Origin of the sequence: Enterococcus sp. UD-01 (assembly GCF_044909655.1) — a bacterium.
Lineage (GTDB): Bacteria > Bacillota > Bacilli > Lactobacillales > Enterococcaceae > Enterococcus_L.
On the sequence record NZ_JBIYEU010000008.1, the window covers coordinates 102,854 to 127,360 of the forward strand.

The window sequence follows — 24,507 nt, forward strand, 5'->3', positions numbered from 1 at the left end:
GATGAAGTCGAAAAAGCCATTACTTCTATTGTGTGTGATCGTTTTAATTGTCGGAAGCTATTTTATTTTTAATTTGACGAATCGGAAGAGTCAAAATACGGCTAATCCTTTTCATTCAACTGAAACAAAGGAATCGTCCGAATCATCCGTGATCCAATATTCAAGTGTGAGCGAAACCTCTTATAGTCGTGAACATGTGGAATTGTCTACACAAGAGTTAACGAATTATCGTGAGCAGATTGAAAAAGCCGGTTATGACAGTACTTTGTTCAATGATCAGGAAATCCAAAAAATGGCTGATGAGCTTTCTGAAAGTCATCAATCAGTTTCTGACTATTTAAAAAATCAGACAGACAAAAAAACAGACGATAATGAAATTAAACAAGCAAGAAAAGAGTTGTTAAATGCAGGAATTGATGCTGACAAAATGCATGATAATGAAATTATAGCCTTACTCAAAAAAGCCAAAAAAGAAAACAAAACAATTGTTGAAATTGCTAAAAATAATTAACTATGTAAAGGTAACAATGAAAACTTTGTGATTGATCATCGAGTTGAACTAGCTGTCAAGCGAGGATAGCTAGTTTTTTTACAATAGCATTTGCGACTTATACATGATACACTTACAAAGGAAATAATTTGCTGCAGGATAAAAGTATTGGAGTGAAAAGTTTGGAACGAATTTTAATCACTGGAGGAGCCGGGTTTATAGGTTCAACTTTAGCAAATTTTTACAGCAAAGATCATAAGGTTGTTGTAGTGGATGATTTGTCTATGGGAAATAAAGCCAACCTAGATCATTCTGAAAATGTTTGTTTTATCAAAGGAAGTGTTACAGATAAAAATTTAGTTGGACAGTTGTTTGAAGAACATCACTTCGACTACATTTTTCACTTAGCTGCTGTCGCTAGTGTTGCGGACTCTGTAGAACGGCCGTTAGAGACCCATCAAGTAAATTTTGACAGTGCCTTTTATTTACTAGAGTTAGCGAGAAAACAAAAAGGGTTAAAACGCTTAATTTTTGCATCTTCAGCAGCAGTTTACGGAGATGAGCCTACACTGCCAAAACAAGAAGAGTCTGTGATTCGCCCGTTAACTCCTTATGCAATTGACAAATTTGCAGCTGAAAAATACGTGGTAGACTATTATCATCTATATGGTGTTCCTACAAGTGCGGTGCGTTTTTTCAATGTTTATGGACCAAAGCAAAATCCAAAATCACCTTATTCCGGTGTCATTTCTATTATGATGGATCGTTATAAAAAGCTGATAGCCGGCAAGGAAGCTGTATTTACAATGTTTGGCGACGGTAGTCAGTCAAGAGATTTTGTCTTTATTGAAGACGTTATTCAAGCGTTGAAACTTGTCGCCGTTTCTGAACAAACCCTAGGTGAAGTTTATAACGTTGGGACAGGAACAGAGATTGATTTAAATGAACTAACACAAACCTTAGATGAACTTTTAAATGTTCAATTACCAATTGATTTTCAAAAAGAGCGCTCTGGAGATATTAAGCATTCACTTGCAGATATTTCCAAATTGAAAACGATTGGTTACGAGCCGCAATATACAATTAAATCAGGTCTTAAAAAATATGTGGATTATGAAATGAACTAATGCTGACCAAAAGTAAAGACAGATGGCTTAACTTGTGCCGTCTGTTTTTTTACAAACGTTTATTGATCCTTTATAAAATCAGAAGTGTTTGCCCCGTTGGTATAAGAATGTTACAATAGCCTCGATTGGAGTGACGGAAGTGACAGACATAATTGCCCATAGAGGAAGTAAAGGTACCCATCCGGAAAATACTTTAGCGGCTTTTAAGGAGGCTATTCGCGTTGGAGCAGACGGTATTGAGCTGGATGTACAGCAAACAAAAGATCATCAGTTAGTCGTGATCCATGATGAAACGCTTGAACGCACAACCAATGGTCAAGGTGCTGTTGGGGAATCAACTTTAGCAGAAATAAAACAATTGGATGCAGGTACTTGGTTTATTGAAAATCCACTAGTTCAAGAGATTCCTACGCTAGAGGAAGTATTGGCGCTCTTAGTGCAGGAAAAGTTTCAGGGCTTTTTAAATATTGAGCTAAAAACAGATAAGGTGCATTATGAGGGAATTGAACAACGAGTCGTGACACTAATGAACACTAATCAGTGGGCATTTGATTATATGTATTCCAGCTTTTATTTCAAAAGTTTGGAAAAAATTCATGAAATAGACAGAAAGAGTAGGCTTGCTTCTGTTTTTAGAACCGCTGCTGAGGATGAACAGCAAGCGTATCAAGCTTCCTTTATTGAAGGGATTCATCCTAATATTCAATGGGTATTGACACATTTGGATGAGGTAAGGAAATATCCTAAAAGCATTCGTCCCTGGACAGTAAATGAAATAGAACAAATGAAGCTTATTTTAAGCTATCAACTCGCGGGATTTCATACTGACTTTCCGGAAAAAGCAGTAAAGCTTCGTAAGTTATTAGTAGATGAAGGATGAAAAATGTGAAAAAAGTATTAGTAATTGCCGGCCCTACTGCTGTAGGCAAAACGGCTTTAAGTGTGGAGCTGGCTAAAAAATTAAATGGAGAAATTATCAGTGGCGATTCTATGCAGGTGTATAAGCAGCTGGATATTGGCACAGCAAAAGCCACTGAACAGGAGCGTGCGGGGATTCCGCATTATTTAATCGATTGTCGGGAATTATCAGAAACTTATTCTGTTGCTGATTTTCAAAAAGAAGGACGGCAGGCGATTGAAGCGATTCATACTAAAGGAAAGCTGCCGATTGTGGTGGGCGGTACTGGTTTGTACATTCAGGCATTGTTGTATGATTTTGAATTAGGCTCAAAAGACGAATCCTCGGAAATTCGCCAGACCTATGAAACATTTGCTGAAGAACATGGTAATCAGCGCTTATGGACATTGTTGGAAGAAAAAGATCCGAAAGCAGCTGCCAGCATTCATTTTAATAATCGAAAAAAGGTCATTCGTGCTTTAGAGGTGTTTGACAAAACAGGCCATAGCATTCTAGCACCTAAGGAAACACCTAAACAGCTATATGATTATTTTTTGATCGGGTTAGAAACAGAGCGTGCGCTTTTATATGATCGGATCAATACAAGGGTGGATGCCATGCTGCAGGAGGGTCTTTTAAAAGAAGCCGAATTACTTTATCAACTGCAGCCGGAGCAGTCTGTTCAGGGGATTGGTTATAAAGAGTTTTTCCCTTATTTTGCCGGAGATGAATCCTTAGAAGCTGCCGTTGCGCAGGTAAAGCAAAACTCAAGAAGATATGCCAAACGCCAGTTAACCTGGTTTAAAAACCGAATGCAAGCCAGCTGGTGGGATTTAGTTCAGCATCCTGAAACCCTTCCTGTATTGGAACAGAGGATAACGGAATGGCTTGCTTCTTCGAAAGGATAAATAATGGAAAAAACAATAGAAAAAGTTATTTTAGTCGGTGTAGAGACAGAAGATAATTTTCCTCATTTTGAAAGTTCAATGAAGGAATTGGCCAATTTAACCACAACTGCACAAGGAGAAGTGGTCTTTACCGTCACGCAAAAACGGGCAAGAGTCGATCGACAAACCGTTATTGGCAAAGGTAAAATGCTGGAGCTAGCACAATTAACAGATGCTTATGAAGCCGATTTGGTTATCTTCAATCATGAACTATCTCCAAGACAGAATCAGTTAATCGTCGAAGCTTTAGGTGTAAAAGTGATTGATCGCGTTCAGCTCATTTTGGATATTTTTGCTATGCGTGCTCGTTCTAAAGAAGGGAAACTACAGGTGGAATTGGCGCAGCTGAATTACCTTTTGCCACGTTTAGTTGGACAAGGAAAACAGCTGTCACGTCTAGGCGGCGGGATTGGTACAAGAGGTCCTGGAGAAACAAAGCTGGAATCTGATCGGCGTCATATTCGCAACAAGATTACAGCAATTAAGCGAGAGTTAAAAGAAGTAACGGCTCATCGGGAACGAAGCCGACAAAAAAGACAATCATCTGATCTATTTCAAATTGGCTTAATCGGCTATACCAATGCAGGGAAATCAACGATTTTAAATGTTTTAACCGCTGCGGAAGCTTATTCTCAGGATCAGCTTTTTGCTACCTTGGACCCTTTAACTAAAAAATGGCAGCTGCCCCAAGGGATGATCGTGACCCTTACAGATACTGTTGGCTTTATTCAAGAATTACCGACGCAGCTGATTGAAGCTTTCCAGTCAACCTTAGAGGAAAGCCGCAGTATGGATCTTTTAATACATGTGGTGGATGCCAGTGCTGAAGATCGTTTAGCACATGAGCAGACAGTAGTGGAGCTGTTAAATGAGCTGGATTTAGAAAAGCTCCCGGTTTTGACCGTTTATAATAAAAGTGATCAGCTGGATAATGAAGACTTTATTCCTACACTGTTTCCGAATGTGCTGGTGTCTGCCAAAAGCCCCAACGCTAAAGAGGCGTTGACCAAAGCTGTTCGTGAACAATTAATGGAGTTGTTGGTTCCGTATGAATTTTTCATTTCCGCTGCTGCAGGGCACACATTAAGTGAACTAAAACGCCACACCTTGTTATTATCAGAGCAGTTTGATGAAGAGCAGAATGCGTATCATGTAAAAGGTTTTGCTAAAAGTGGTTCTAAATGGCTGCTAGCTGATGCTTAAACGAAAACAAATGAACAAAGGAATTCAGCTTCCTTGTTCATTTGTTTTTTATTTCAGGTAGTTATTCGCATTTTAGAATGATATACTAAGTAAAAATAGGTTTTTAAGGCGGTATTTTATTGTGCAAATGTTTGTTAAAAGAAATAAAAAGAATCTTTTGTTTTATGGCGGTTTATTCATAGTGACGTTATTGTATCTTGGAAATTTTAAAATGGACATGAAAACAGATGATGGCTGGTTTATGATGATTTCTAAAGAATATAATTTGCTGGAATTTTTAAAGTGGCGTTATGCGAACTGGTCTGCGCGTTTATTTCCAGAAACGATGTTGTATTTGATTTTTTTAGTGCCATTATTTGTGCATCATTTCATTAGTGCATGTGCTTGGTTTTTATATAGTTTTTCCTTTGTGCGTCTATTTCATCAGCAAGTGAGTCGTAAAAAATTTTTATTGGCTTTTTTTTCGTTGGGATTTATTCATGTAACGATTATGAAGGATGCTCTTTTTTGGCTGACCGGTGCGACAAATTATTTATGGCCATTGGCTCTAGGCGTATTCGCTTTAATTCCCTATGCAGATAGTTTTTTTAGAGAGAAAAAAACAGCGATCTGGCCTTATATACTTCCTGCATTGCTGTTCGCATTTTCCAATGAGCAGTTGATTGTTTGTGTGGTTGGCATTGCGCTGGTTTATCATGGTGCAATGCTCTTTAAAAAACGTCCACACAATCACAGCTTACTTGTGTTGACAGGCCTTTTTGTATTTGGACTTCTGACGATGTATTTTGCCCCGGGAAATGCGTTGCGAATGGAGCAGGAAGTCGCTATGTGGATGCCAGATTTTCATAAGTTAAGCATCTTTTCAAGAGTAATGAGAGGAACTAGCTGGCTATTTGAAGGTTGGCAGACAAAATTACTATTGCCGTTTTTATTAATTTTAGTGCTGTCCTTATTAATCGATCATTCAAAAGTGTTAGCAAAAATAACCTGTGGGTATCTGACTTTTTTCTTTTTATTGGTGTATAATTTTCCCGATAAGTTTACTAATTTTCGGTTAATTAGTGAAAGACTCTGGGTAGAGCCTTTAAAAGCAGGTCGCTTTTTTGCCGGACCAGTAGTGAATGCGGCTGCGCCTTATGTCTTATGGCTGCTCTTTTTTGGACTGATTATTGCGTTGTCAATAACTGTGACACAAGAAAAGATCTTTGTAAGTCTAAGTTATATGGCTGCTTTGCTAGCTTCGGTTCTTATGTGGCTTTCACCGACCATGTATGCCTCTGGAGCAAGAGTCTTCATGTGTTCCTCTATTTTCTTAATTATTATTCTCTATCGACTTTATCAGCAGTTTACTGCTAAATGTACATTGAAGCAGCAAGCTTATGTATATTTTTATGGTTGCTTTATACCAGTGATTCATTTATTGTTTGTTTTATTGTTACGTTAGGCGATTAATTGACCTGCTCGTGAGAAGTATTAGACTTGCGAAGTAGGTCTTTTTTTGTGAAAAGCGGTCTATTTTTCAATATTTTCAAAAGTTATGTAAGAAAACCTTACATAAATCATTGACAAGAGAAAAAAGTATTGCTATTCTATATCTAACTAAGAGAGGGGGGTGGATATGAGAGAGAAAGAACTGAGGAGATCGATGTCAGTTTTTCCAATTGGTACAGTCATGAAGCTGACGGATTTATCGGCGCGTCAGATCCGTTATTATGAGGAACAGGATTTGATTCATCCAGAAAGAAGTGAAGGCAATCGGCGTATGTATTCACTGAATGATATTGATGTGTTGCTTGAAATCAAGGATTATTTATCTGATGGTCTAAATATGGCCGGGATTAAGCGTGTCTATGAAATGAAGCTGGAAGAACAAATGCATGCACAGGAGTCGAGCAAGCCGCTTACAGATGAGGATGTGCGTAAGATCTTATACGATGAACTGATTTCTCAAGGTGGACTGACTCAACAGAATCCATTCCAATCAAAAGGGCCTAAGTTATAACTGATTAGTTACACAAAAAATGAAGGACGTGAAAGAAGACTATGACAAAGAAACAAAACACAGTAGAAGATATCAAACGTATTGCAGAGGAAGAGAATGTTCGATTTTTACGATTAATGTTCACGGACATTATGGGAACAATCAAAAATGTAGAGGTGCCAGTGAGCCAGCTGGATAAAGTATTAAGCAACAAAATGATGTTTGATGGTTCTTCTATTGAAGGTTTTGTCCGTATTGAAGAAAGTGACATGTATTTGTACCCTGATTTATCCACTTGGATGATTTTTCCGTGGGAAAGCGATCATGGGAAAGTCGCGCGTCTGATTTGTGATATTTACAATCCGAGTGGCGAACCTTTTGCTGGTGATCCGCGCGGGAATTTAAAGCGTGCGCTGGAAGATATGAAGGAGCTTGGGTTTACGTCATTCAATCTTGGGCCAGAGCCTGAATTTTTCTTGTTTAAATTAGATGAAGATGGGGAGATTACGACCGATTTGAATGATCGCGGCGGCTACTTTGATTTTGCGCCGACGGATTTGGGTGAAAATTGTCGTAGAGATATCGTTCTTGAGCTGGAAAGTCTAGGTTTTGAAGTAGAAGCTTCGCATCATGAGGTGGCGCCTGGTCAGCACGAAATTGATTTCAAGTATGCGGATGTCATTGAAGCTTGTGACAATATTCAAACCTTTAAACTTGTTGTAAAAACAATTGCGAGAAAGCACGGACTGCATGCGACATTTATGCCAAAACCGTTATATGGAATCAATGGTTCAGGTATGCACTGCAATATGTCTTTATTTAAAGAGGAAGAAAATGCCTTTTATGATGAAAATGGCGCAATGCAGTTAAGTCAAACAGCCTATCATTTCCTAGGTGGGTTATTAAAACACGCACGTGCTTATACAGCGGTCTGCAATCCAACTGTTAATTCATATAAACGTTTAGTGCCTGGCTATGAAGCGCCGGTATATGTGGCTTGGAGTGGACGCAATCGTTCGCCGCTTGTGCGCGTACCGGAATCGCGCGGTGTATCCACTCGTCTGGAACTGCGTTCGGTTGATCCTTCAGCGAATCCATATTTGACAATGGCTGTCTTGTTGCAGGCTGGACTGGATGGAATTCGCAATGAGATTACGCCACCGGATGCTGTTGATCGCAATATTTATGTCATGAATGAAGAAGAGCGCAAAGAAGCGCAAATCTACGACTTGCCTTCTACACTGCATAATGCGATTAAAGAACTGCGTGAAGATGAAGTTATGATTGATGCGTTAGGGAGTCACATTTATGCGAACTTTGTGGAAGCGAAACGTATGGAATGGGCTGCCTTTCGTCAAACAGTTTCTGAATGGGAAAGAGAACAATATTTAGAGCTTTATTAATAGTAAAATAAGTATACGAAAAATAGTTGAAACATCCTGAGAAAGGAAGTTTCAACTATTTTTTTGTGGAATTTAACGTTTTTTCTCTGTTATTTTATCGTTTGTTAACGTTATTTAATTAAGGTTGGATAAAATACGTTTTATTTATAAAAATAGAAAAATAGTGGGTGTATTTTATAATTTTATAGAAATAAAGATATCTAAATTATAATTATATGCTTTATATAAAGGCTTTTTTTGATTTTTCGATTTATTATTTTTGTATAAATAATTTGTTGGTTTGGGTCTGTTTTTATTTTGGGTTATTTAATTAATTCAAGGCTTATTTTAATTGGTATTTTGTTATTTCCATATTGAATAGATGTTATTTTTGTAATATACTAACTTCTGTTAAGTTTTTGAGATCGAGAAAAAATGATTCTTAAAGGAGAGATCGTTGATGCTTCAAAACGAAGATGGCATGACTCTCGCAGAAGTTTTAATATCAGTCGTCATACTAGGCACGACATTTATGCTTTTTGCATCAATGATCGTTAGAAATCAGAAGTTCATTGCATTGAATGAAAAAGTAAAAGAAGCGCAGTATGTTCGCGATGATATAAAAGAATGGATGGGGTATCGTGCGCAATCACAGGATATAGCCGGTTTAAATCAATATGTTTTTATCCACAGTGTTAAAAAGAATAACAGTCTGACAGATAAGCAACAGACGCGAATTAAATATCTGATTCTGGATAATTCCGGCATACAAAAAGGTCCATATACAGGTTCTCCCACACTTTATGGAGAGCAAGCGATAGTTTATGGAGATCGTGCGCCAGGTGGTGAAAATAAAGAGAGAAAGATTGAATATAAGTATTCAAATAAAGAGAGTACCTTACCAAGCAGTTTTAAGGATGCTCACGGTAAAAGTACTGAAGAGGCTAATTATTTAGGCAAATACATAGGAAGTGAAACGAAGAACTCTTTTTTAGTCATATGTAAAATAACGGACAAAGCAGCAAACGCGAAAGATTATCGTGAAGAAGGATTGGAACTGACCTTGGAAGTTTACGATGAAGATACAGGTAAATTTATGACAGATACTGTTTTTAAATGGGTTGCTGATTATTAAATGAAGGGGTAAATCATGAAGAACATTCTAAAAGATGAACAAGGTGTAACTTTAGTAGAACTGATTGCAACTTTGGCTGTGTTTCTAGTCGTGTTGTTCTTTTTTGGAATGATTATGAGCAGTCTTAGTAAAGGTTACGCTATTCAAAGTAGGCAGGTTAAACTTCAGCAAATGGCTAATGACATGGTCGTCCAAATGATTGGCATTGTTAATAAGGAAGGCATTTATGAAAAAGCCGGCTATTTAGGAAAATTTAAAACGGATAGTGTTACAGGAAAAAGCTCGTGGCAGACTGACCAAGTCGTCGTCGTTTTTGACCCTGATCGTTCTGATTTAAAAACCTTTGACTGGACAGAACCTGGTACAAATAAAATTGCTATAACGGATATTTTGGATGCTTCAAAAAGTAACGGTAAAATTTATCGTTTACCAAACCACAAGTCTAAAGTGAAAATTTTCCAGCATAAAAATAAAAATGAATCACTAAAAACCCAATTTGAGTCGCCAAATTATCGTGACACTTTTACGATTCAAAATAGTGTAACGATTCTCTTTTATGAAGGAGACATTGATTTTAATCAGTATGTAGAAGCTGACGGAGAAACAATCAATTTGTCTGGAGCGAATGGTATTGAAGAAAAAGAAGCGAAAAAAATCTTATACATCAGAAATGCAGAGTTAACATATCGAGATGAGAAGAAAGCGAAAGGAGAGATTCCCGGTGAAGGACGTTGGTAAAAAGCTAAAAGAAGATGATGCGGGTTATGCATTACTTTATACACTGGGAGTAATTATACTTATAGGTTTGCTGATGATGGGCATTTTTATGAATGCCAGAAATAACTATGTTCAAATTTCAGAAGTTGATAAGATCACTAAAACGAAAGATATTAAAGAATATGCCTTGCAGGACGCTTCTGCTAAATTGAAAAAAGCTATCCGTGAAAAGGTATCGGCTAATGAGAATCTTGGCAAAGGAAGAAGTAAAGCAGAAGATGTTGCGTATCTAAAACCAAGTATGGTTGAGGTTGCTGCTGAATTAAAGGATAAACTGAAAAAAACAGGAATTGGAAAAAACAAAGATTTTTCTTATGAAGTTACTATCCTTACAGAGCCGACGGTCGTAGCGACAAATGAAGTGTATAAGTTTGTTTCAGATGAATCGACTGGAGAAAACGGCTGGATAAAAATCAGTCCGACAAAGGAATTTGCTGATGTGACTAACACGAAAACGACCTTTGCCTTAGAAGTGAAAGTAACACGAGATAAAAAGAATGCTTCTCCGATGATTACAACGGATCATGAGGATTACGTTTATGAGTTTCAATGGGAGAAAAGAAAACTGACACAAAGCAACGGAAAACAAACAGCTAACCAAAATGAAACACAAAAGCTGGAAACCTGGCGCTATATCTATTATGATACGCCCTTGTCCAATGGCGAAGAAGTGATTTCAGCGGATGCATGGACTCGTAAAATGGATCGAATTTATAATTATCAATCAGATAAGAAAGAGTTTCCTTGGGGACAGTCTAATGTAAATAAAACTTCTTGGTACGATCCTACAAAGGATACTACTTACGGTTATCATAATACTTACAAATTTTTATCAGATTATAAAGATCGGGATACTTTACCTATACTCAATTTTTGGAATAGAAGAGAGCTTGATCCGATTAGTTCCTCATTAACATTTGAAGGCTCCTTTTTAATCTATAATAATCCCTTTTTAAAAGGGAAGGGAAATGGGCAATTAACAACTAAAAATATGTTGGGTTTAAGTAATATTAATAACCCGAATAGAGTTGGTTCAATTTATGAGCTTTCAGTTACGGCGGGTACAGGAATCTATATCGATCAAATAGTGAAAGAACAATATTATCAATTTGTTATACAGAATCAGGCTGGAAAAGAAATAAAAACGCCCAATTTATTGATCAATCATTCGGGTGTGACTAATAATAAAAATACAGCTGGAACTTCTTCTGGTGTTTATTTATCTAAAGGGACCGTTATACAAGAAGCAAGCACTTCAGAAATTAATTTTGCTGAATATGACAAAGACTCTAAGACATTGAATCCACAAGATCAAAATTGGGCTGCCTTTATGAATGGCGGATTTGTGGTGGCTGGTTCAGCGGTTTATTTAACTCCTACGATCCGACATCAAATGAATATTGATCATCTTGGAGGGTTAGTAAATTACGATCCGAATTTAGACGATATAAAACCTTCAACCAAAGAAGATGAAAGAAAAATTATTTTAAAAGACGGCAACTTTATGTTGACCAGCGCTTCCATGGAAAACGGCAAAGGAGAAGAGACACTTTCTTATTTCGATAGAGGTATTTTCGGTTCAACGCCGCGTCAGCCTTCTTTACTGGAATTAGAAGGTGAAAATACTTCCATGGTTGTGGAAAATGGTGTGAGTTTTATTGATGCGCCAAAAACAAGAAAAAGAACCGATAGTAAGAAAAAAGGTAGCTACTACAGTAATTCCAAGTACTGGAATACGATTCGTTTAAAAGAGAAAAGCTATCTAGATCTTGGAACAGCCGGTGTTGAGCCGTTCAATTTAGAAATGGAAGAAGATACGGTTCTTACCATGAAGCTTTTACCTGAGCTATTGCTTTTTGACACAACGTTTATTGAAAAAGCCTTCAAAGTTGGTACTGAATCGATTAAAGGAAAATTAATCTTAAAACCAGCTACTGTAGAGGATGCGACGAAGTTAAATGATTCGTTAAAAAAGCTTTCCGGAGTAAAGGTTTCGGTGAAAACAGATGAAAAAGATGCGGTTAATGGCGAAGTAACGATTATTACGCCAACTGTGCCGGTCAATACCACTGCAGGCTGGGTAACACAACGAGTATTTGAACATAGTGAAATGAAATAAAGAAGAAAAAAAGGAGGTCAGAAGTGGTGGAGGAACGAAGAAAACGAAGAAAAAGAATCATGCGCTCCCCTATGGAATCTGAAGAAAATTCAGAACGTTCTTCTGAAAAAAAAGTAATGAATAAAACGGATCTTTTAACCATGGCTGTCCGCCAGAATATGATAACCAAAGAACAAGCTGATGAGATTGAAGCACTGGCAACCCCAGTTAAAACGGTTGATCAGCTTTTATTAGAGAGCAATTATTTAAGTGAAGAAGAACGGATGCTTTTACGCAGTAAGCAATCACGGATTCGTATTATTGATTTGTTTAATGTGGAAAGAGAAACCGAGGTGTTAAATCTCGTTCCGAAAAAATTTGCGCAAAAAAACCAATTATTTCCAGTGAAACGTAAAAATGGCCGCTTAGTGGTCGCTATGGTTAATCCTATGGACTATGACGTGATTAATGAGCTGCGCTTATTAACTGGCATGACTGTTCTACCGTATTTTGCTCTTACAGCCGATATTAATCAGATGATTACGGACAATTATCCGGAAGATCTGATGCTGGAGGAATGGTTGCAGGATGCAACGGGAGATTTAGCGACAGGAGAAGCGCCGCTCATTGAAACCGTCACTGAAGATAATTCGCCAATTATTAAGCTGGTGAATTCATTATTGCAAACAGCTGTGGATAAAAAGGCCAGTGATATTCATTTTGATCCGCAAAAAAAGAGTTTGAATGTCAGAATTCGGGTCGATGGAGAATTGATGGATTTAAATCAATTGCCGAAAAATGTTCAATCAGCGGTCACCTCAAGAATCAAAATCATGTCTTCTTTAGATATTACCGAAACACGCCTGCCCCAAGATGGTCGGGCTCGAATCCAAAATGGTCGCCGGATGGTGGATTTGCGGGTGTCTGTTTTGCCGACAATTTACGGAGAAAAAATTGTTATCCGGATTATTGATATGTCTTCTGGATTAAGAGGCTTGGATGAATTTAATTTTGATCCGGATATCTTGAAAAAAATTAAGCATCTACTAAAACAGCCGCATGGGATCTTTTTAGTTACAGGTCCGACTGGTTCGGGGAAATCTTCGACATTGTATGCGGCCTTAAATGAGCTGAATACACCGAATGTCAACATTATCACGGTTGAAGATCCGGTTGAGTATCAGCTGGATGGTGTAAACCAGGTGTTGGTAAATAGTGATATTGGTTTGGATTTTGCTGCAGGGCTGCGGTCGATTTTACGACAGGATCCCAATATCGTAATGGTTGGTGAAATTCGGGATGGTGAGACGGCTGAAATCGCTATTCGAGCATCTATGACTGGGCACTTAGTATTAAGTACACTACATACCAACGATTCAATCGCAACGGTTAGCCGTTTAGTCGATATGGGCGTGGATTCATTCTTAGTAGCGAATGCTTTGACAGGTGTTTTATCACAGCGGCTCGTACGAACGCTATGTCCAAGCTGCAAAACAGCAACGCCGGTCACAACCGAAGATAGAGAATTTTTGGAAAAACATCAGCTCTACACGGATACTCTATATAGTAGTACAGGCTGTAAAAAGTGTAATATGACTGGCTTTAAAGGCCGAATGGCGATTCAGGAACTATTTGTTGTTACGCCGGAAGCACGTTTGGCGATTTCCAGAGAAGCGGAAGCCAATGACTTGGAAAAAATTGCTAAAAAAGATGGCATGAAGAAGCTGTTGGATGATGGCTTGGATAAGGTTGTCAGAGGCTACACTACGATCGCGGAAGTACTAAAAGCCACTTCCAGTGAGTAAATGAGGAAATAAAGGAGAGACAAATGAGTCAAGAAATGGAGTTGAAGTTGCCGTTGGAAACAGAAACAAGAAGAAGAGAAGAACGTCCGGGAAAAATCAACCCTAAATTAAGACCGTATAAAGAACAATTTGATGAGCTATTACGGGAATCTTTTCGCAAGAAAGCTTCTGATATTCACTTGACTGTTGGGTTGCCGCCTGTCTTTCGGGTGAATGGCGAATTAAATGAGGTTCTTTCAGAAGAAGTTTTAGAAAATAAGACAATTTCCATGTATGCTCGTGTGATGTGCAATGCCGGACAGTGGGCGGAGTTTAAAGAAAACGGTGAAGTCGATTTGGCTTATGAAGTGACAGATGCCAGCCGTTTTCGGGTAAATATTTTTAAGCAAAAAGGGAATGTTTCTATTGCGCTGCGGATTATTGCAACGAAGATTCCTGAATTAAGCTCGTTAGGTGTACCGGATATTTTAAAATCGATGATTCAAAAGAAGCAAGGATTATTTTTAGTCACAGGACCGACTGGTTCAGGGAAATCTACTACCTTAGCATCAATGATTGATTATTTAAATAAAACGAAAAAGACCCACATTATTACCTTGGAGGATCCGATTGAGTATGTCCACAACCATCATATGAGCGTGATTGATCAGCGTGAAGTTGGTGCAGACACTGAATCCTTTGCGAATGGTCTGCGGGCGTCCTTACGTCAGGATCCGGATATTATTCTGGTCGGGGAGCTGCGGGATTTTGATACAATTTCGATTGCGTTAACCGCTGCTGAAACAGGTCACTTGGTTTTAGGCACCTTGCATACAACCAGTGCCGCTGCCACCATTGAACGGATTGTAGACGTCTTTTCACCGGAACAGCAATCGCAAATTCGAACGCAGTTGGCTGGAGCATTAGTTGGGATTTTGGCTCAGCGATTGTTGCCGACGCACGATTTTAACGGGCGGGTAGCAGCAACTGAAATGCTGGTGAATAATAAATCCATTGCTAATTTAATTCGGGGAAATAAAACCCATCAAATTGCGAATATGCTTCAAACAGGAAAAAGCGAAGGCATGTATACGATGGAAAGCTGTGTTCATCAATTAATGAATTCAGGAAAAGTCGATCTGGATGCTGCGGAAGCTCTACTAGGGGAAGGTGAGTAAGCATGGCTATTTATACTTACGAAGCACAAACCATCCGCGGAGATATCAAAAAAGGTCGCTTAAGAGCCGATAGTTCGTTTGAAGCTGGGCAAATGCTAAAAAAACGTGGCTTGCGTTCAAAGGTTCTTGTGGAGCAAGAAGAAACCTTAGCGAATAAGGAAATTGAATTATTCAATAATGTCAGCGTAAAATTATTGTCCGACTATTTGCAGCAGTTTTCTACACTAATTGACTGTGGCATTTCCATTACAGATGCCTGTGAAATGCTGGCAGAGCAAGAACAAAACAAAAATTTGAAAAAGATTCTACTCCAAATTTGTGAGGAAATTAAAGGCGGAGATGCACTTTCTACTTGTTATAGCAGACATCCCAAGGCCTTTCCTTCTATGCTGGTGAGTATTGTGCGGGCAGCTGAAATGTCAGGTACTTTGGATTCAACCTTGCTTAGAATGAGTAAATATTACGAAAAAAAGGCCAAAACCAAAGGAAGCATTATTACAGCGATGATTTATCCGATCATTATGCTGATTTTATCATTGGCTGTTGGGATCTTTTTGATTGTGAGTATTGTGCCGATGTTTGTAACGGTATTTGAAGGCTTAGATGCTGAACTGCCGGCGATTACGAAGGGAACGATTGCTCTTAGTGATTTTTTAAAAACCAAAGGCTGGCTCTTAGCACTTCTAATAGTCGGAGGAGTGATTTGTTTTAGAATTTTGCTACGTAATAATGACATGAGGTTCAAATGGCATCTTTTCTTACTGCGAATGCCCGTTTTTGGCGAGCTTGTCCAAAAAAGCAACTTAAATGTCATGCTAAGCACCCTATCCACCTTGTTGGAAAGCTCAGTTTCTATTTCAAAAGCTTTGGGCATGTCTGCAGATGCAGTCGATAATCTCTATATTAAGCAATTAATTACCAATTGTCAGGCTGAAGTGGAAAAGGGCGGCTCGTTAAGCACTGTTTTTAGTCAGGATAAAATTATCCCGACCTTAGTCACACAAATGACATTGGTTGGTGAATCAACAGGTTCACTGGAAAGCATGCTAAAAAAATTAAGCGATATGTTTGAAGAGGAAGTCGCTATGCTGGGTGAACGGATTAAATTAATCATGGAGCCGATTACGATTATTCTTATTTGTGCGATCGTCGGTCTGATTGTTGCGGCGATTATGCTGCCAATGTTCTCCATGTATGGCGCGGTTCAAGGTTAAAATTTGGATTGTACGTAAATACCTTGTTATTTACGTTAATCATATAAAAAAACGTACATAAGATGTACAAGAGAGGAGTAACAAAAAAATGTTTAAAAAAATTATGAAGGATGAGCGAGGACTTTCTTTAGTTGAGTTACTTGCTGTTGTGGTAATCATGGCAGTTATTGCTGGGATTGGAGCAGTTGCTATTACAGGAGTTATTCAAAGAAATAGAGAGGATGCCGCAGTTAGTAGTTTACAAAATCTTACAGCAGCAGCTAATTTATATCAAACCTCTAATGTTGGTGATCCTGATAAATCAATTCCAGCTTCCGGTAATAAGGTTACTGGACAAACACTTTTAGATGAAGGATTTATTACAAGTATCGGAAGCTTAGTTTCTGATAATCAAGCAGCAAAAATTGTATTCAATGTAGTTGATGGCAAATTGAAAGTTACAGTTGATGGCGATGTATTTAAAGCAGGGAGCAAGCAAAATAAACCTATGAATAATATGTCAGAAGATACAGTTGCAAAATTGACAAGAAAACAATTTTTCGAAGATGGAATAGGTACAACTACTCCATAAAAATTTAGATCAATCCTTACTACTGACTTGACGATATGTATCAAGTCAGTAGTATATCTATGATTAAAAGTTCTATTCTAAAAAAGAGCGCAAAATGATGAACCTGACAAAAGGAGAATACAATGAATAACCAATTTCTAGAAACACCATCTACATACGAATACTTATTTTTTTACATATTTATATTTATCCTGGGAGCTTGTCTAGGTTCTTTTTTTCTATTAATTGGTCAACGGTTGCCGCAGGGAGAAGATATTGTCAAAAAACGTTCTCACTGTGAAAATTGTGAACATACTTTAGCCTTTTGGGAATTAGTTCCCATCTTTTCTTATTTAGTGTTACGCGGGAAATGTCGGAACTGTCAGCAAAAAATCAGTCCGCTTTATCTGGGCTTTGAGCTATTGGCGGGAATTTTATTTACGTTAAGTGCTTTTTTATTACGGACAACAAATGAAACATTGGTCGCTTGGACTTTACTGTCCTTGTTATTGATTATTACGGTGACAGATATTACAGCACAAAAAATCCCGAATAAAGTATTGCTGCCATTTTTTATTTTAGCAATTATTGAACGCTTATTTATCCAGCAGCTATCTATCTGGTGGTTTCCGTTTTTAGGCGGTGCTGTCGGCTTTGGTGTGCTGTTTTTGCTGGCTTTCTTTAGTAAAGGCGGCATGGCCGGTGGAGATATTAAATTATTTACAGTGCTGGGTGTTTTTTTAGGACCGATATATATCTTAATTACATTGGTTCTAGCCAGTCTTTTGGCACTGATTTATACGCTTGGTGAAATGATTGTCAGGAAAAAAATGAGGAAGCATATTCCATTTGGTCCGTTTATTGCTTTAGGTACTTGGCTGGTTTATGGCTATGCTACAGGCCAGTTCCAGTATCTAATGACTTTAGTTGGCGGCTGAGAATGTTATAAAGGATTGTTAATAAGAGGGAATGGGGGAAAAGATTATTTTGAAGAAAAGTTTAAAAACAGTTGTTGGTTTGGATATTAGAAAAAATGTTCTGCGCTTTGTGATTTTAAAAAGTACAAATCCACTAGTGATTCATAAAAAAGGTGAGTTGGTTTTAAAGGCAAGTATTTTAAAAAATGGAAAATTAGCCAACAAAAATATGCTGCTTGAGGGGATAAAGCAGCTCTTTAAAGAACATAGAATAAAAAATGCCTATGTTGTGTTTTCAGCGTTTAATCACGAAATATTGATTAGAAGTATTCCGGAAAATGGTATGCGCAACGAAAAGGAAGTCAAAAAATATTTATTCTTGGAATTAGGGGAATCGATTTCTGTTCCGTTTGAACAGCCAATTTTTGATCTATTGATTTTTGAAAAGCAAAAGGCACGGGAAAAGAAACAGGTAAAACGGCAGGCAGCGAAGAAAAAAGCGAAAACGATCAAACGTGATCGGATGGTCGTGGACGGTGAAATTTATTTTGTTGCAACCTCGGAGACAACGTTAGAAACATTGGGGGATGAAATTCAGCAAGCCGGTGGCGTACCCGCTGCTGTGGACATTAACTCACTCGCGTATAGTAGAGCGATTAACCGTCATATCAAATGGTCCGATTGCTTATTGATGATCGAGATCGACTGCGGAGTGGCGATGTTTACAATCTTTGAAAATCATATCCCGATTTATACGCAGTATGAAGATTATAACAGTGCCAATTGGAAAAATGTGATCAATGAAGACGGTAGCTATCAAGCCGAATTTAACAAAGAGAAAGAATTGGCTGAGTTGGATGAGCTAGGCGATATCACAAACAATCTTTTATATTATTATACGAGTAAATTATCGAATGGGAAAAGCATCGATAAAATTTACCTTGTTGGTGAGAATCCTTTGCTGTTTAAAGAGATTGTTTCCATAATTGAAACAAAAACGGAAATTCCTGTAGCAGCCATTAATACAGAAAAACGATACGGCATTCCTTCGAAGTATTTATTAGCTGCAGGACTTGCTATGAAGGGAGTCTAGCGGAATGAATATTAATTTATTACCTGATAAGTTTTATAAAAACCAAGCGACGCTGATGTTGATTATTGCGTTTGCCGTTGCATTTTTCATTGTGGGAAGCGGCTTAACAACGGTTTACTTTGTTTCGCGTTTTCATGTCAATTCATTGCAGCAAACGGTTCAAGGTAAGCAGGTAGAAAAGGCCAAGCTAACCAATAAAATCAATGAACAGAAAAAAGAACAATCCGAAGAGATCCAAAAATATCTGACGGAATTAAAAGGTCAGCAAGTGTTGTTTACAGAGATGGCGAAACAATTAGATACAGTTGTTACAACGCACAATCAGACGATTGAAACGTATCAAATTGTGGTCCCTTTAAAAGAAGGGGACGAAGAAGCCGCCGCTGCTAATGCTGAAACAGAATTACTTACGGAAGACGGTCGAGAATTGGTTTCAATTGAATTAGCGATTAAAGGACCTAAATTAGCTAATGTCGGCGCTTTAACGGAAGCGTTGAATGACATTAAGTGGGTGCATCAAGCGTTGTTCATTTCCTCTGCTTCTTCAGAAGAAGCACCGGGAGAATATGATTCAATTATTCAAATACAAGCCTTAAAAGAAAAATTACCGGCAATTCAACGTGAAGGAGAGAAGAAATGAAGACAATCATCTTTACCAAAAAACACATCGTGATGACCGTTGCATTGATCCTCGCTTTACTTATTTTTAGCGTCGGAATTTGGATTACAGGTATCGGAGGAAAGCAAAAAGAAGCTAAAGAGTTTAAAAGTAACTTAACGAGTTTGGAAAGTGAATTAGTTAAATTGAAGCAGGAAAGCTTCGGCTTAGCCAATAAGAAAAATTTGTTGGATTCAAGTGTAGTGAACGAGTTGCCGCGTTTTTCAAATGGAATTCAAATTCAAGGATACTTAACAAATTTAGAAGAAAAAGTAACGAACAATAAAATCGAGCTAAAACAAATTACTGCAGAAGATACTTTGTTATTTTCTTCTCCAAGTGATCCGACGAAAAAGGTCTACTCCAGCAAAATTGTTCTTGATTACAGCGCGACGAACAAAAATGAACTATTGGCATTTATGGAGGCTTTGGAAAATGATCAGCGTTTTATCAAAGTAACAGACTACAGCTATAGTTTTAACGGAGATGACGGCGGTCAAAGTAAATTTGAATCTACCTTGCTATTTAATTTGTATTATTTGAATATAGCAGAAGAAAAAAAGTAGGCTAGAGGCTCTGTGAGGAGGACTTGGAATGAAAAAAAGGAAAAAAAGAGTAAAAGGCAATAAATGGTCTTTAGTTGCTGTTGGTGTCGGCGTTCTTTTATTGTTGGTTCTTGTCTATCAAGGGTACTGGTTTATTCGGGACTTTGGCAAAAATAAATATGCTGTAACCGTGGAAGATTATGTGCAGCCGGAAATAAAGGAAAAAATCGGCATACTCTTAGATGTTCAAGTGGATGAGCCAAAAGAAGAGACACTTTTGTTGAAATCCAAAAGTAAGCAGACGATTACACCGGAAGCCTTAGAAGCGGTCAAAGTAGCAGGAATGAGCGTTGTATCAGAGGCAGAGTCAACTTCTGACGGTGTAAAAATTAAAATAAAACCGACCTCAAAAAACATGACGTTAAAAATTCCTGTGCCGCTTGCTAAAGATACCAAAGATAAAATCGAAATTTATCGTGATGGTCGTAAAATAAAAACAACGGCCGTCAATTATAAAGTGCCTCAGACAAAAAAACAAAAAAATACGAACACTGCTCTATCCTCTGCCAACAAGCTCTACGCAACTACAGGAGCTGTCAAGAGTGGAGCAGCTAATTATGATATGTTTCGCTTGCCTATGGTTAGCTTAATAGCGTCTGTCACAACAAGCAATAAGAAGGTTGTGTACAACGGACAAGAGCTAATTGCTGCTATAAAGGATACATCTGTTGATGAAATTGAATTTGGGGCAAATATTTCGATCAATACATCTGGACTTCCAAAAATTAATCGTTCTTTAACGATCGATGGGAAAAATTTTGAACTTTCCACAAATTGGACATCAAATTCGCTTAGTGTTTTTATTTTAGAAAAAACGAAGACATTAAATACTTTTATCTTTAAAAATATGAAGCTATCTTTAAAGAGCCCCGCTGGAGTGATCAAAAGCGACGATTTATATTCAAATGATAACAACTGGTTGATTTCAATTGAAAATGTATCAAGTATTAATGTTCCGGGGACTAGTGTGGGTTATACGCGAAATGGCAGTCTTGTTAATGCCCCACGTGCTTCATTGATGTTGACTGGTGAAATTAACTGGAAGTCTGATAATAGAGATTATGCTCCTAAAGAGGCGATTTTGATTGATGCGACAGAGGTTCTGGTTACAGATGGCGCGAAAATTAACATGGAGGGAACTTCTACGGTTTTTCGTTTATATCCGAGAGATAATAGTATCAATACGACATTTGTTGTAGAAAAAGGTTCGGTTTTAAACATTCATAGTGTTCTGAAACAAGCCATTTATGCGAATGTTGAAGGAAGTCAAAATCGTGTCTATTTCGAAGCACGTGATGAAAATACAGTGATCAATGCAACTTCCAGAGGAGAGGAGGTTGGTGCGGTTGGTGCGACAATCTCTCTTTGCGGTGTTTCCGATAATCGAACAGAAGCGACTAAATCTTACACGAAGGTTTCTTCGGGTGCCAAGCTTAATGTTCATAGTTTAGGTCTAGTAGGAAGTGATAAGGGTCAGCCGGCAATGATTAATCAAGTAAAAGACAGTCAATTTTATGTGGATGGAGAAGGCTCAGAGTTAAATCTAATCTCTAATGGCGAAGCCAATAATATTGGCGCAACCCTGCGTTTCCGCTTAGTTGGCGGTCAAACCTTTACCCTTAAAAATAAGGGCAAGGTTACTATTACCAAGAAAAATGGAGAGGCTTCGGCTGTTCGAATGTATGGCACCAACAACAATTTTTATGTTCAGTCTGGCGGTAATCTGAATATTCGTAATGGTGTAAACTCTTATAATCCAAGTGATGGTGCAGATACGGGAGGCAAACAAGGGATTCAGTTTCCGGTAGATGGAAGCGGAACTTCAATTTTTTCTTTAGAAGATAAGGGCAGTGAAGTGTATATCAAGGCTATGAGTGGTCCGGCCTTGTGGACTCAAAGTGGAAATCTGCACTTTTTAATTGGAAAAGACACTATTTTTCGAGCAGAGGGTCAAACGAGAACGCAGCAAAAAGGGATTGTTCAATCAGCGGGCAAGGCAGACTTTGAAATTGATCAACCGCGTTTTTACGATTTAAGAAATAATCGTCCGAATGGCGGGCAAGTATTTTCAACAGGTTCAAGCTCCGGTACCTTTGAAGCGAAGAAATCCTATCTGTCTCTTTGGGAAATCAAGAATAAGGTTAATTTAGATAAGGATCCGGATGTGTATTGGGCGCCGATTTCCTATAAGCTGACCGGGACGAATTTTGAAAAAATCGTCAGTACGGATTTTCCTAATGAATTTAATACTTCCACGTACAAAGGTGCAGATAAGTATGCTCGAATTAGCGGCAACAGCTCCAAGCCGGTAGTCGATGAACTGCGCGTACCGACAAATGCAGATAAAAAGATTTACGGACATGTAAGTGTTAAAGTAGGTTATGGTGAGGAATTACGGGATGCCTGGGAAACAGAAGTCTGGGTAACCGTTCGTATTAAACGTGATGGGAAAACCATTACGGAAAAAGTAGTTCCTACCAAAGGAATCAATAATAATTTGCCAGGAGTTCAACAATGGGATGAGGAACAAGCCAGAGGCGGAATTTTTGTCTTGGAAACTTCTGATTTTCTGCGGACTGGTGATGTAGTTGAGGTCGTTGGTGCCAATAGAGGCCGGAAAGAAGAAGCTGGTGAAACAGAAAAAGAAACCATACTTGTTAAGCCAGTAACTACGGTGGATGTCACTCCGCCTTTAAAAATGACGGTCAAAAAAGATGAATTATCCTCAGCAAAGGATAAAATCACGAACGCAACGAAGCAAATCAAGGGAACTATCGATATGTACGATGAACGAGACGATAAGTTGCTCGATGAGGTGTATATCGTTGCCAAAATCGATAATCAATTTGCTAAAGACGCCATCTTGAAAGTGACAAGTGATGGTAAAACAAAAGATGATTCCGTTGTCGATTGGACGCTTAATTTACCGCGTTACATTCAGGCTAACGAAACAATTGAAATCTATGCCAAAGATGTGAGCGACATAGGTAATCTACAGGACAAGAATCAGCTAGTCACTCACAGCCAAGAACCAAATCAGCAGTGGGGCAATCTGATGCCGACTGCGATTGATTATGATGAGTACAAAGGTTATCATGATGCAGTACAATCAAGCGGCAAGGATGAACGGTTTAAACCGGCAGTGCTGCTTACAGTTGAAGATATTGTTCCTGAAGGGTTGAAAATTATGTCGGAAAGTGTAACCTCCAGTACAAAAGTAACAGACCCGAAAACGAATATGACGGTTGATGTTACCAGAATTGGCAGTCGTTTAACCTATACTGGGAAAATTCGAAGTGCGGACAGCGATCCAGATTCTAAAAAAATTATCAAAGCTGTTATGGCACAGGTTACTATTCCGGAAGAACTCAATGCCGATGCATTGACCTATTCGTTTAAAAAGAAAAAAATTACTGATTCTGAAGATAAAGCAAGTGAGCTGAAGGTTGAATACGATGAAGTTTCTAGAATCCTTTCCAACGAAAAAGGAAAAGTAAATTTGCGTGTGGATGATGAAATTATTTTCACCTTTAGTAGCACAGTAGCCAATACTTCAGAAGGCGTTTCTACGTTTGATACAGTGGTTAAGGTGCAGGGACTTTCTACGGATGAAGAGCCTTTTGTAGCTGGTGATTTTATCCCTGAAAATCAACGGATTCTAACAGCTGAAGTGGCAATGAGGAATCCAATGCCTAAAAATGATGATAAAGATTCAGATGAACCTGATCCAGTCATTGAAGATGGAAATGCATATGTTCGTCTAGCTGTCGTTAATAAACGTCTAACGGTTTATCATCGAAATGTTAATAAAATTGATATTAAAATTGATGGCGATCTTTATAAAACCTACACAATGCCATTAGCAACAGCAGAAAAATCATTTCTGGTGGACATGCCTTTGGATCAACATCGAAGAAATATTACCGCGGACTACTACTATCCAGATCCAAACGGTTCAGGAAATATGCTTAAAGGTGTAGCTACTTGGAATAAAGGTAAATGGGATCCAGAAGTAAATGAAGCTTTAAATGAATAAGAGGTTGAGGCAAATGTCGTTCAGGCTCAAGCAATTGGAGTAAAAGACGAGCAATGCGCTTTATGCATTGGCGGATTTTATGAAATTGCCGAAGAGCTTGACATTTGACCACCGTTTAATCGAGGTTGAGGCAAATGTCGTTCAGGCTCAAGCAATTGGAGTAAAAGACGAGCAATGCGTTTTATGCATTGGCGGATTTTATGAAATTGCCGAAGAGCCTGACATTTGACCACCGTTTAATCAAGGTTGAGGCAAATGTCGTTCAGGCTCAAGCAATTGTAGTAAAAGACGAGCAATGCGTTTTATGCATTGGCGGATTTTATGAAATTGCCGAAGAGTCTGACATTTGACCACCGTTTAATCAAGGTTGAGGCAAATGTCGTTCAGGCTCAAGCAATTGTAGTAAAAGACGAGCAATGCGTTTTATGCATTGG

General features: G+C 38.3%; 21 protein-coding genes. All 21 read left to right on the forward strand.

The window, feature by feature from the left end:
* Nucleotide 1 precedes the first annotated feature (1 nt).
* On the forward strand, nt 2–511 hold the full coding sequence (locus ABH902_RS08935; protein WP_404590369.1) for a hypothetical protein: 510 nt from the start codon (nt 2–4) through the stop codon (nt 509–511).
* A gap of 161 nt (nt 512–672) precedes the next feature.
* Entirely contained in the window at nt 673–1,617 is a 945-nt protein-coding gene (locus ABH902_RS08940; RefSeq protein ID WP_404590370.1) for an NAD-dependent epimerase/dehydratase family protein, read from the forward strand.
* A gap of 139 nt (nt 1,618–1,756) precedes the next feature.
* Nucleotides 1,757–2,497: a glycerophosphodiester phosphodiesterase gene (locus ABH902_RS08945; RefSeq protein ID WP_404590371.1), complete on the forward strand. Its 741-nt coding sequence runs from the start codon at nt 1,757–1,759 to the stop codon at nt 2,495–2,497.
* Between the two features lie 5 nt (nt 2,498–2,502).
* The gene (miaA, locus tag ABH902_RS08950; RefSeq protein WP_404590372.1) at nt 2,503–3,423 is read left to right on the forward strand and encodes a tRNA (adenosine(37)-N6)-dimethylallyltransferase MiaA; all 921 of its coding nucleotides are present in this window, start codon (nt 2,503–2,505) and stop codon (nt 3,421–3,423) included.
* A gap of 3 nt (nt 3,424–3,426) precedes the next feature.
* Nucleotides 3,427–4,665, forward strand: coding sequence for a GTPase HflX (gene hflX, locus ABH902_RS08955; RefSeq protein WP_404590373.1), 1,239 nt, complete (start codon nt 3,427–3,429; stop codon nt 4,663–4,665).
* Nucleotides 4,666–4,792: 127 nt separating this feature from the next.
* Nucleotides 4,793–6,109: a DUF6056 family protein gene (locus ABH902_RS08960; protein WP_404590391.1), complete on the forward strand. Its 1,317-nt coding sequence runs from the start codon at nt 4,793–4,795 to the stop codon at nt 6,107–6,109.
* 174 nt (nt 6,110–6,283) lie between these two features.
* The gene (locus ABH902_RS08965; RefSeq protein WP_404590374.1) at nt 6,284–6,667 is read left to right on the forward strand and encodes a MerR family transcriptional regulator; all 384 of its coding nucleotides are present in this window, start codon (nt 6,284–6,286) and stop codon (nt 6,665–6,667) included.
* A 41-nt stretch (nt 6,668–6,708) separates the two neighbouring features.
* Complete coding sequence (glnA, locus tag ABH902_RS08970) at nt 6,709–8,049, forward strand: type I glutamate--ammonia ligase (protein WP_404590375.1); 1,341 nt, start codon at nt 6,709–6,711, stop codon at nt 8,047–8,049.
* Nucleotides 8,050–8,488: 439 nt separating this feature from the next.
* On the forward strand, nt 8,489–9,163 hold the full coding sequence (locus tag ABH902_RS08975) for a hypothetical protein (RefSeq protein WP_404590376.1): 675 nt from the start codon (nt 8,489–8,491) through the stop codon (nt 9,161–9,163).
* Between the two features lie 15 nt (nt 9,164–9,178).
* Entirely contained in the window at nt 9,179–9,901 is a 723-nt protein-coding gene (locus ABH902_RS08980) for a PilW family protein (RefSeq protein ID WP_404590377.1), read from the forward strand.
* The gene (locus ABH902_RS08985; protein ID WP_404590378.1) at nt 9,885–12,059 is read left to right on the forward strand and encodes a hypothetical protein; all 2,175 of its coding nucleotides are present in this window, start codon (nt 9,885–9,887) and stop codon (nt 12,057–12,059) included. Before ABH902_RS08980 ends, ABH902_RS08985 begins: the two co-directional genes overlap by 17 nt.
* A gap of 26 nt (nt 12,060–12,085) precedes the next feature.
* A complete protein-coding gene (locus ABH902_RS08990) occupies nt 12,086–13,843 on the forward strand; it encodes a GspE/PulE family protein (protein ID WP_404590379.1) in 1,758 nt (585 codons plus the stop codon).
* 23 nt (nt 13,844–13,866) lie between these two features.
* Entirely contained in the window at nt 13,867–15,000 is a 1,134-nt protein-coding gene (locus ABH902_RS08995; RefSeq protein WP_404590380.1) for a type IV pilus twitching motility protein PilT, read from the forward strand.
* A 2-nt stretch (nt 15,001–15,002) separates the two neighbouring features.
* Nucleotides 15,003–16,214: a type II secretion system F family protein gene (locus tag ABH902_RS09000; RefSeq protein ID WP_404590381.1), complete on the forward strand. Its 1,212-nt coding sequence runs from the start codon at nt 15,003–15,005 to the stop codon at nt 16,212–16,214.
* A gap of 88 nt (nt 16,215–16,302) precedes the next feature.
* The gene (locus ABH902_RS09005) at nt 16,303–16,785 is read left to right on the forward strand and encodes a type IV pilin protein (protein ID WP_404590382.1); all 483 of its coding nucleotides are present in this window, start codon (nt 16,303–16,305) and stop codon (nt 16,783–16,785) included.
* A gap of 122 nt (nt 16,786–16,907) precedes the next feature.
* Complete coding sequence (locus tag ABH902_RS09010) at nt 16,908–17,702, forward strand: prepilin peptidase (RefSeq protein ID WP_404590383.1); 795 nt, start codon at nt 16,908–16,910, stop codon at nt 17,700–17,702.
* Nucleotides 17,703–17,751: 49 nt separating this feature from the next.
* The gene (gene pilM / locus ABH902_RS09015; RefSeq protein WP_404590384.1) at nt 17,752–18,774 is read left to right on the forward strand and encodes a type IV pilus biogenesis protein PilM; all 1,023 of its coding nucleotides are present in this window, start codon (nt 17,752–17,754) and stop codon (nt 18,772–18,774) included.
* A gap of 4 nt (nt 18,775–18,778) precedes the next feature.
* Nucleotides 18,779–19,414 carry a hypothetical protein gene (locus ABH902_RS09020; RefSeq protein ID WP_404590385.1) on the forward strand — a complete coding sequence of 212 codons (636 nt, stop codon included), beginning with the start codon at nt 18,779–18,781 and terminating at the stop codon, nt 19,412–19,414.
* On the forward strand, nt 19,411–19,998 hold the full coding sequence (locus ABH902_RS09025) for a hypothetical protein (protein ID WP_404590386.1): 588 nt from the start codon (nt 19,411–19,413) through the stop codon (nt 19,996–19,998). The genes ABH902_RS09020 and ABH902_RS09025 overlap by 4 nt, the downstream gene beginning before the upstream one ends.
* A 28-nt stretch (nt 19,999–20,026) precedes the next feature.
* Complete coding sequence (locus ABH902_RS09030) at nt 20,027–24,073, forward strand: pectate lyase-like adhesive domain-containing protein (protein WP_404590387.1); 4,047 nt, start codon at nt 20,027–20,029, stop codon at nt 24,071–24,073.
* A gap of 79 nt (nt 24,074–24,152) precedes the next feature.
* Entirely contained in the window at nt 24,153–24,302 is a 150-nt protein-coding gene (locus tag ABH902_RS09035; protein ID WP_404590388.1) for a hypothetical protein, read from the forward strand.
* The last annotated feature ends 205 nt before the right edge of the window (nt 24,303–24,507 follow it).

Bases quoted from the DNA above. Each gene is read 5' to 3' on its own strand.
- ABH902_RS08935 (WP_404590369.1), top strand. From the start codon at position 2: ATGAAGTCGAAAAAGCCATTACTTCTATTGTGTGTGATCGTTTTAATT.
- hflX (WP_404590373.1), top strand. From the start codon at position 3,427: ATGGAAAAAACAATAGAAAAAGTTATTTTAGTCGGTGTAGAGACAGAA.
- ABH902_RS08960 (WP_404590391.1), top strand. From the start codon at position 4,793: ATGTTTGTTAAAAGAAATAAAAAGAATCTTTTGTTTTATGGCGGTTTA.
- ABH902_RS08965 (WP_404590374.1), top strand. From the start codon at position 6,284: ATGAGAGAGAAAGAACTGAGGAGATCGATGTCAGTTTTTCCAATTGGT.
- glnA (WP_404590375.1), top strand. From the start codon at position 6,709: ATGACAAAGAAACAAAACACAGTAGAAGATATCAAACGTATTGCAGAG.
- ABH902_RS08975 (WP_404590376.1), top strand. From the start codon at position 8,489: ATGCTTCAAAACGAAGATGGCATGACTCTCGCAGAAGTTTTAATATCA.
- ABH902_RS08980 (WP_404590377.1), top strand. From the start codon at position 9,179: ATGAAGAACATTCTAAAAGATGAACAAGGTGTAACTTTAGTAGAACTG.
- ABH902_RS08995 (WP_404590380.1), top strand. From the start codon at position 13,867: ATGAGTCAAGAAATGGAGTTGAAGTTGCCGTTGGAAACAGAAACAAGA.
- ABH902_RS09000 (WP_404590381.1), top strand. From the start codon at position 15,003: ATGGCTATTTATACTTACGAAGCACAAACCATCCGCGGAGATATCAAA.
- ABH902_RS09005 (WP_404590382.1), top strand. From the start codon at position 16,303: ATGTTTAAAAAAATTATGAAGGATGAGCGAGGACTTTCTTTAGTTGAG.
- ABH902_RS09010 (WP_404590383.1), top strand. From the start codon at position 16,908: ATGAATAACCAATTTCTAGAAACACCATCTACATACGAATACTTATTT.
- ABH902_RS09020 (WP_404590385.1), top strand. From the start codon at position 18,779: ATGAATATTAATTTATTACCTGATAAGTTTTATAAAAACCAAGCGACG.
- ABH902_RS09025 (WP_404590386.1), top strand. From the start codon at position 19,411: ATGAAGACAATCATCTTTACCAAAAAACACATCGTGATGACCGTTGCA.
- ABH902_RS09030 (WP_404590387.1), top strand. From the start codon at position 20,027: ATGAAAAAAAGGAAAAAAAGAGTAAAAGGCAATAAATGGTCTTTAGTT.
- ABH902_RS09035 (WP_404590388.1), top strand. From the start codon at position 24,153: ATGAAATTGCCGAAGAGCTTGACATTTGACCACCGTTTAATCGAGGTT.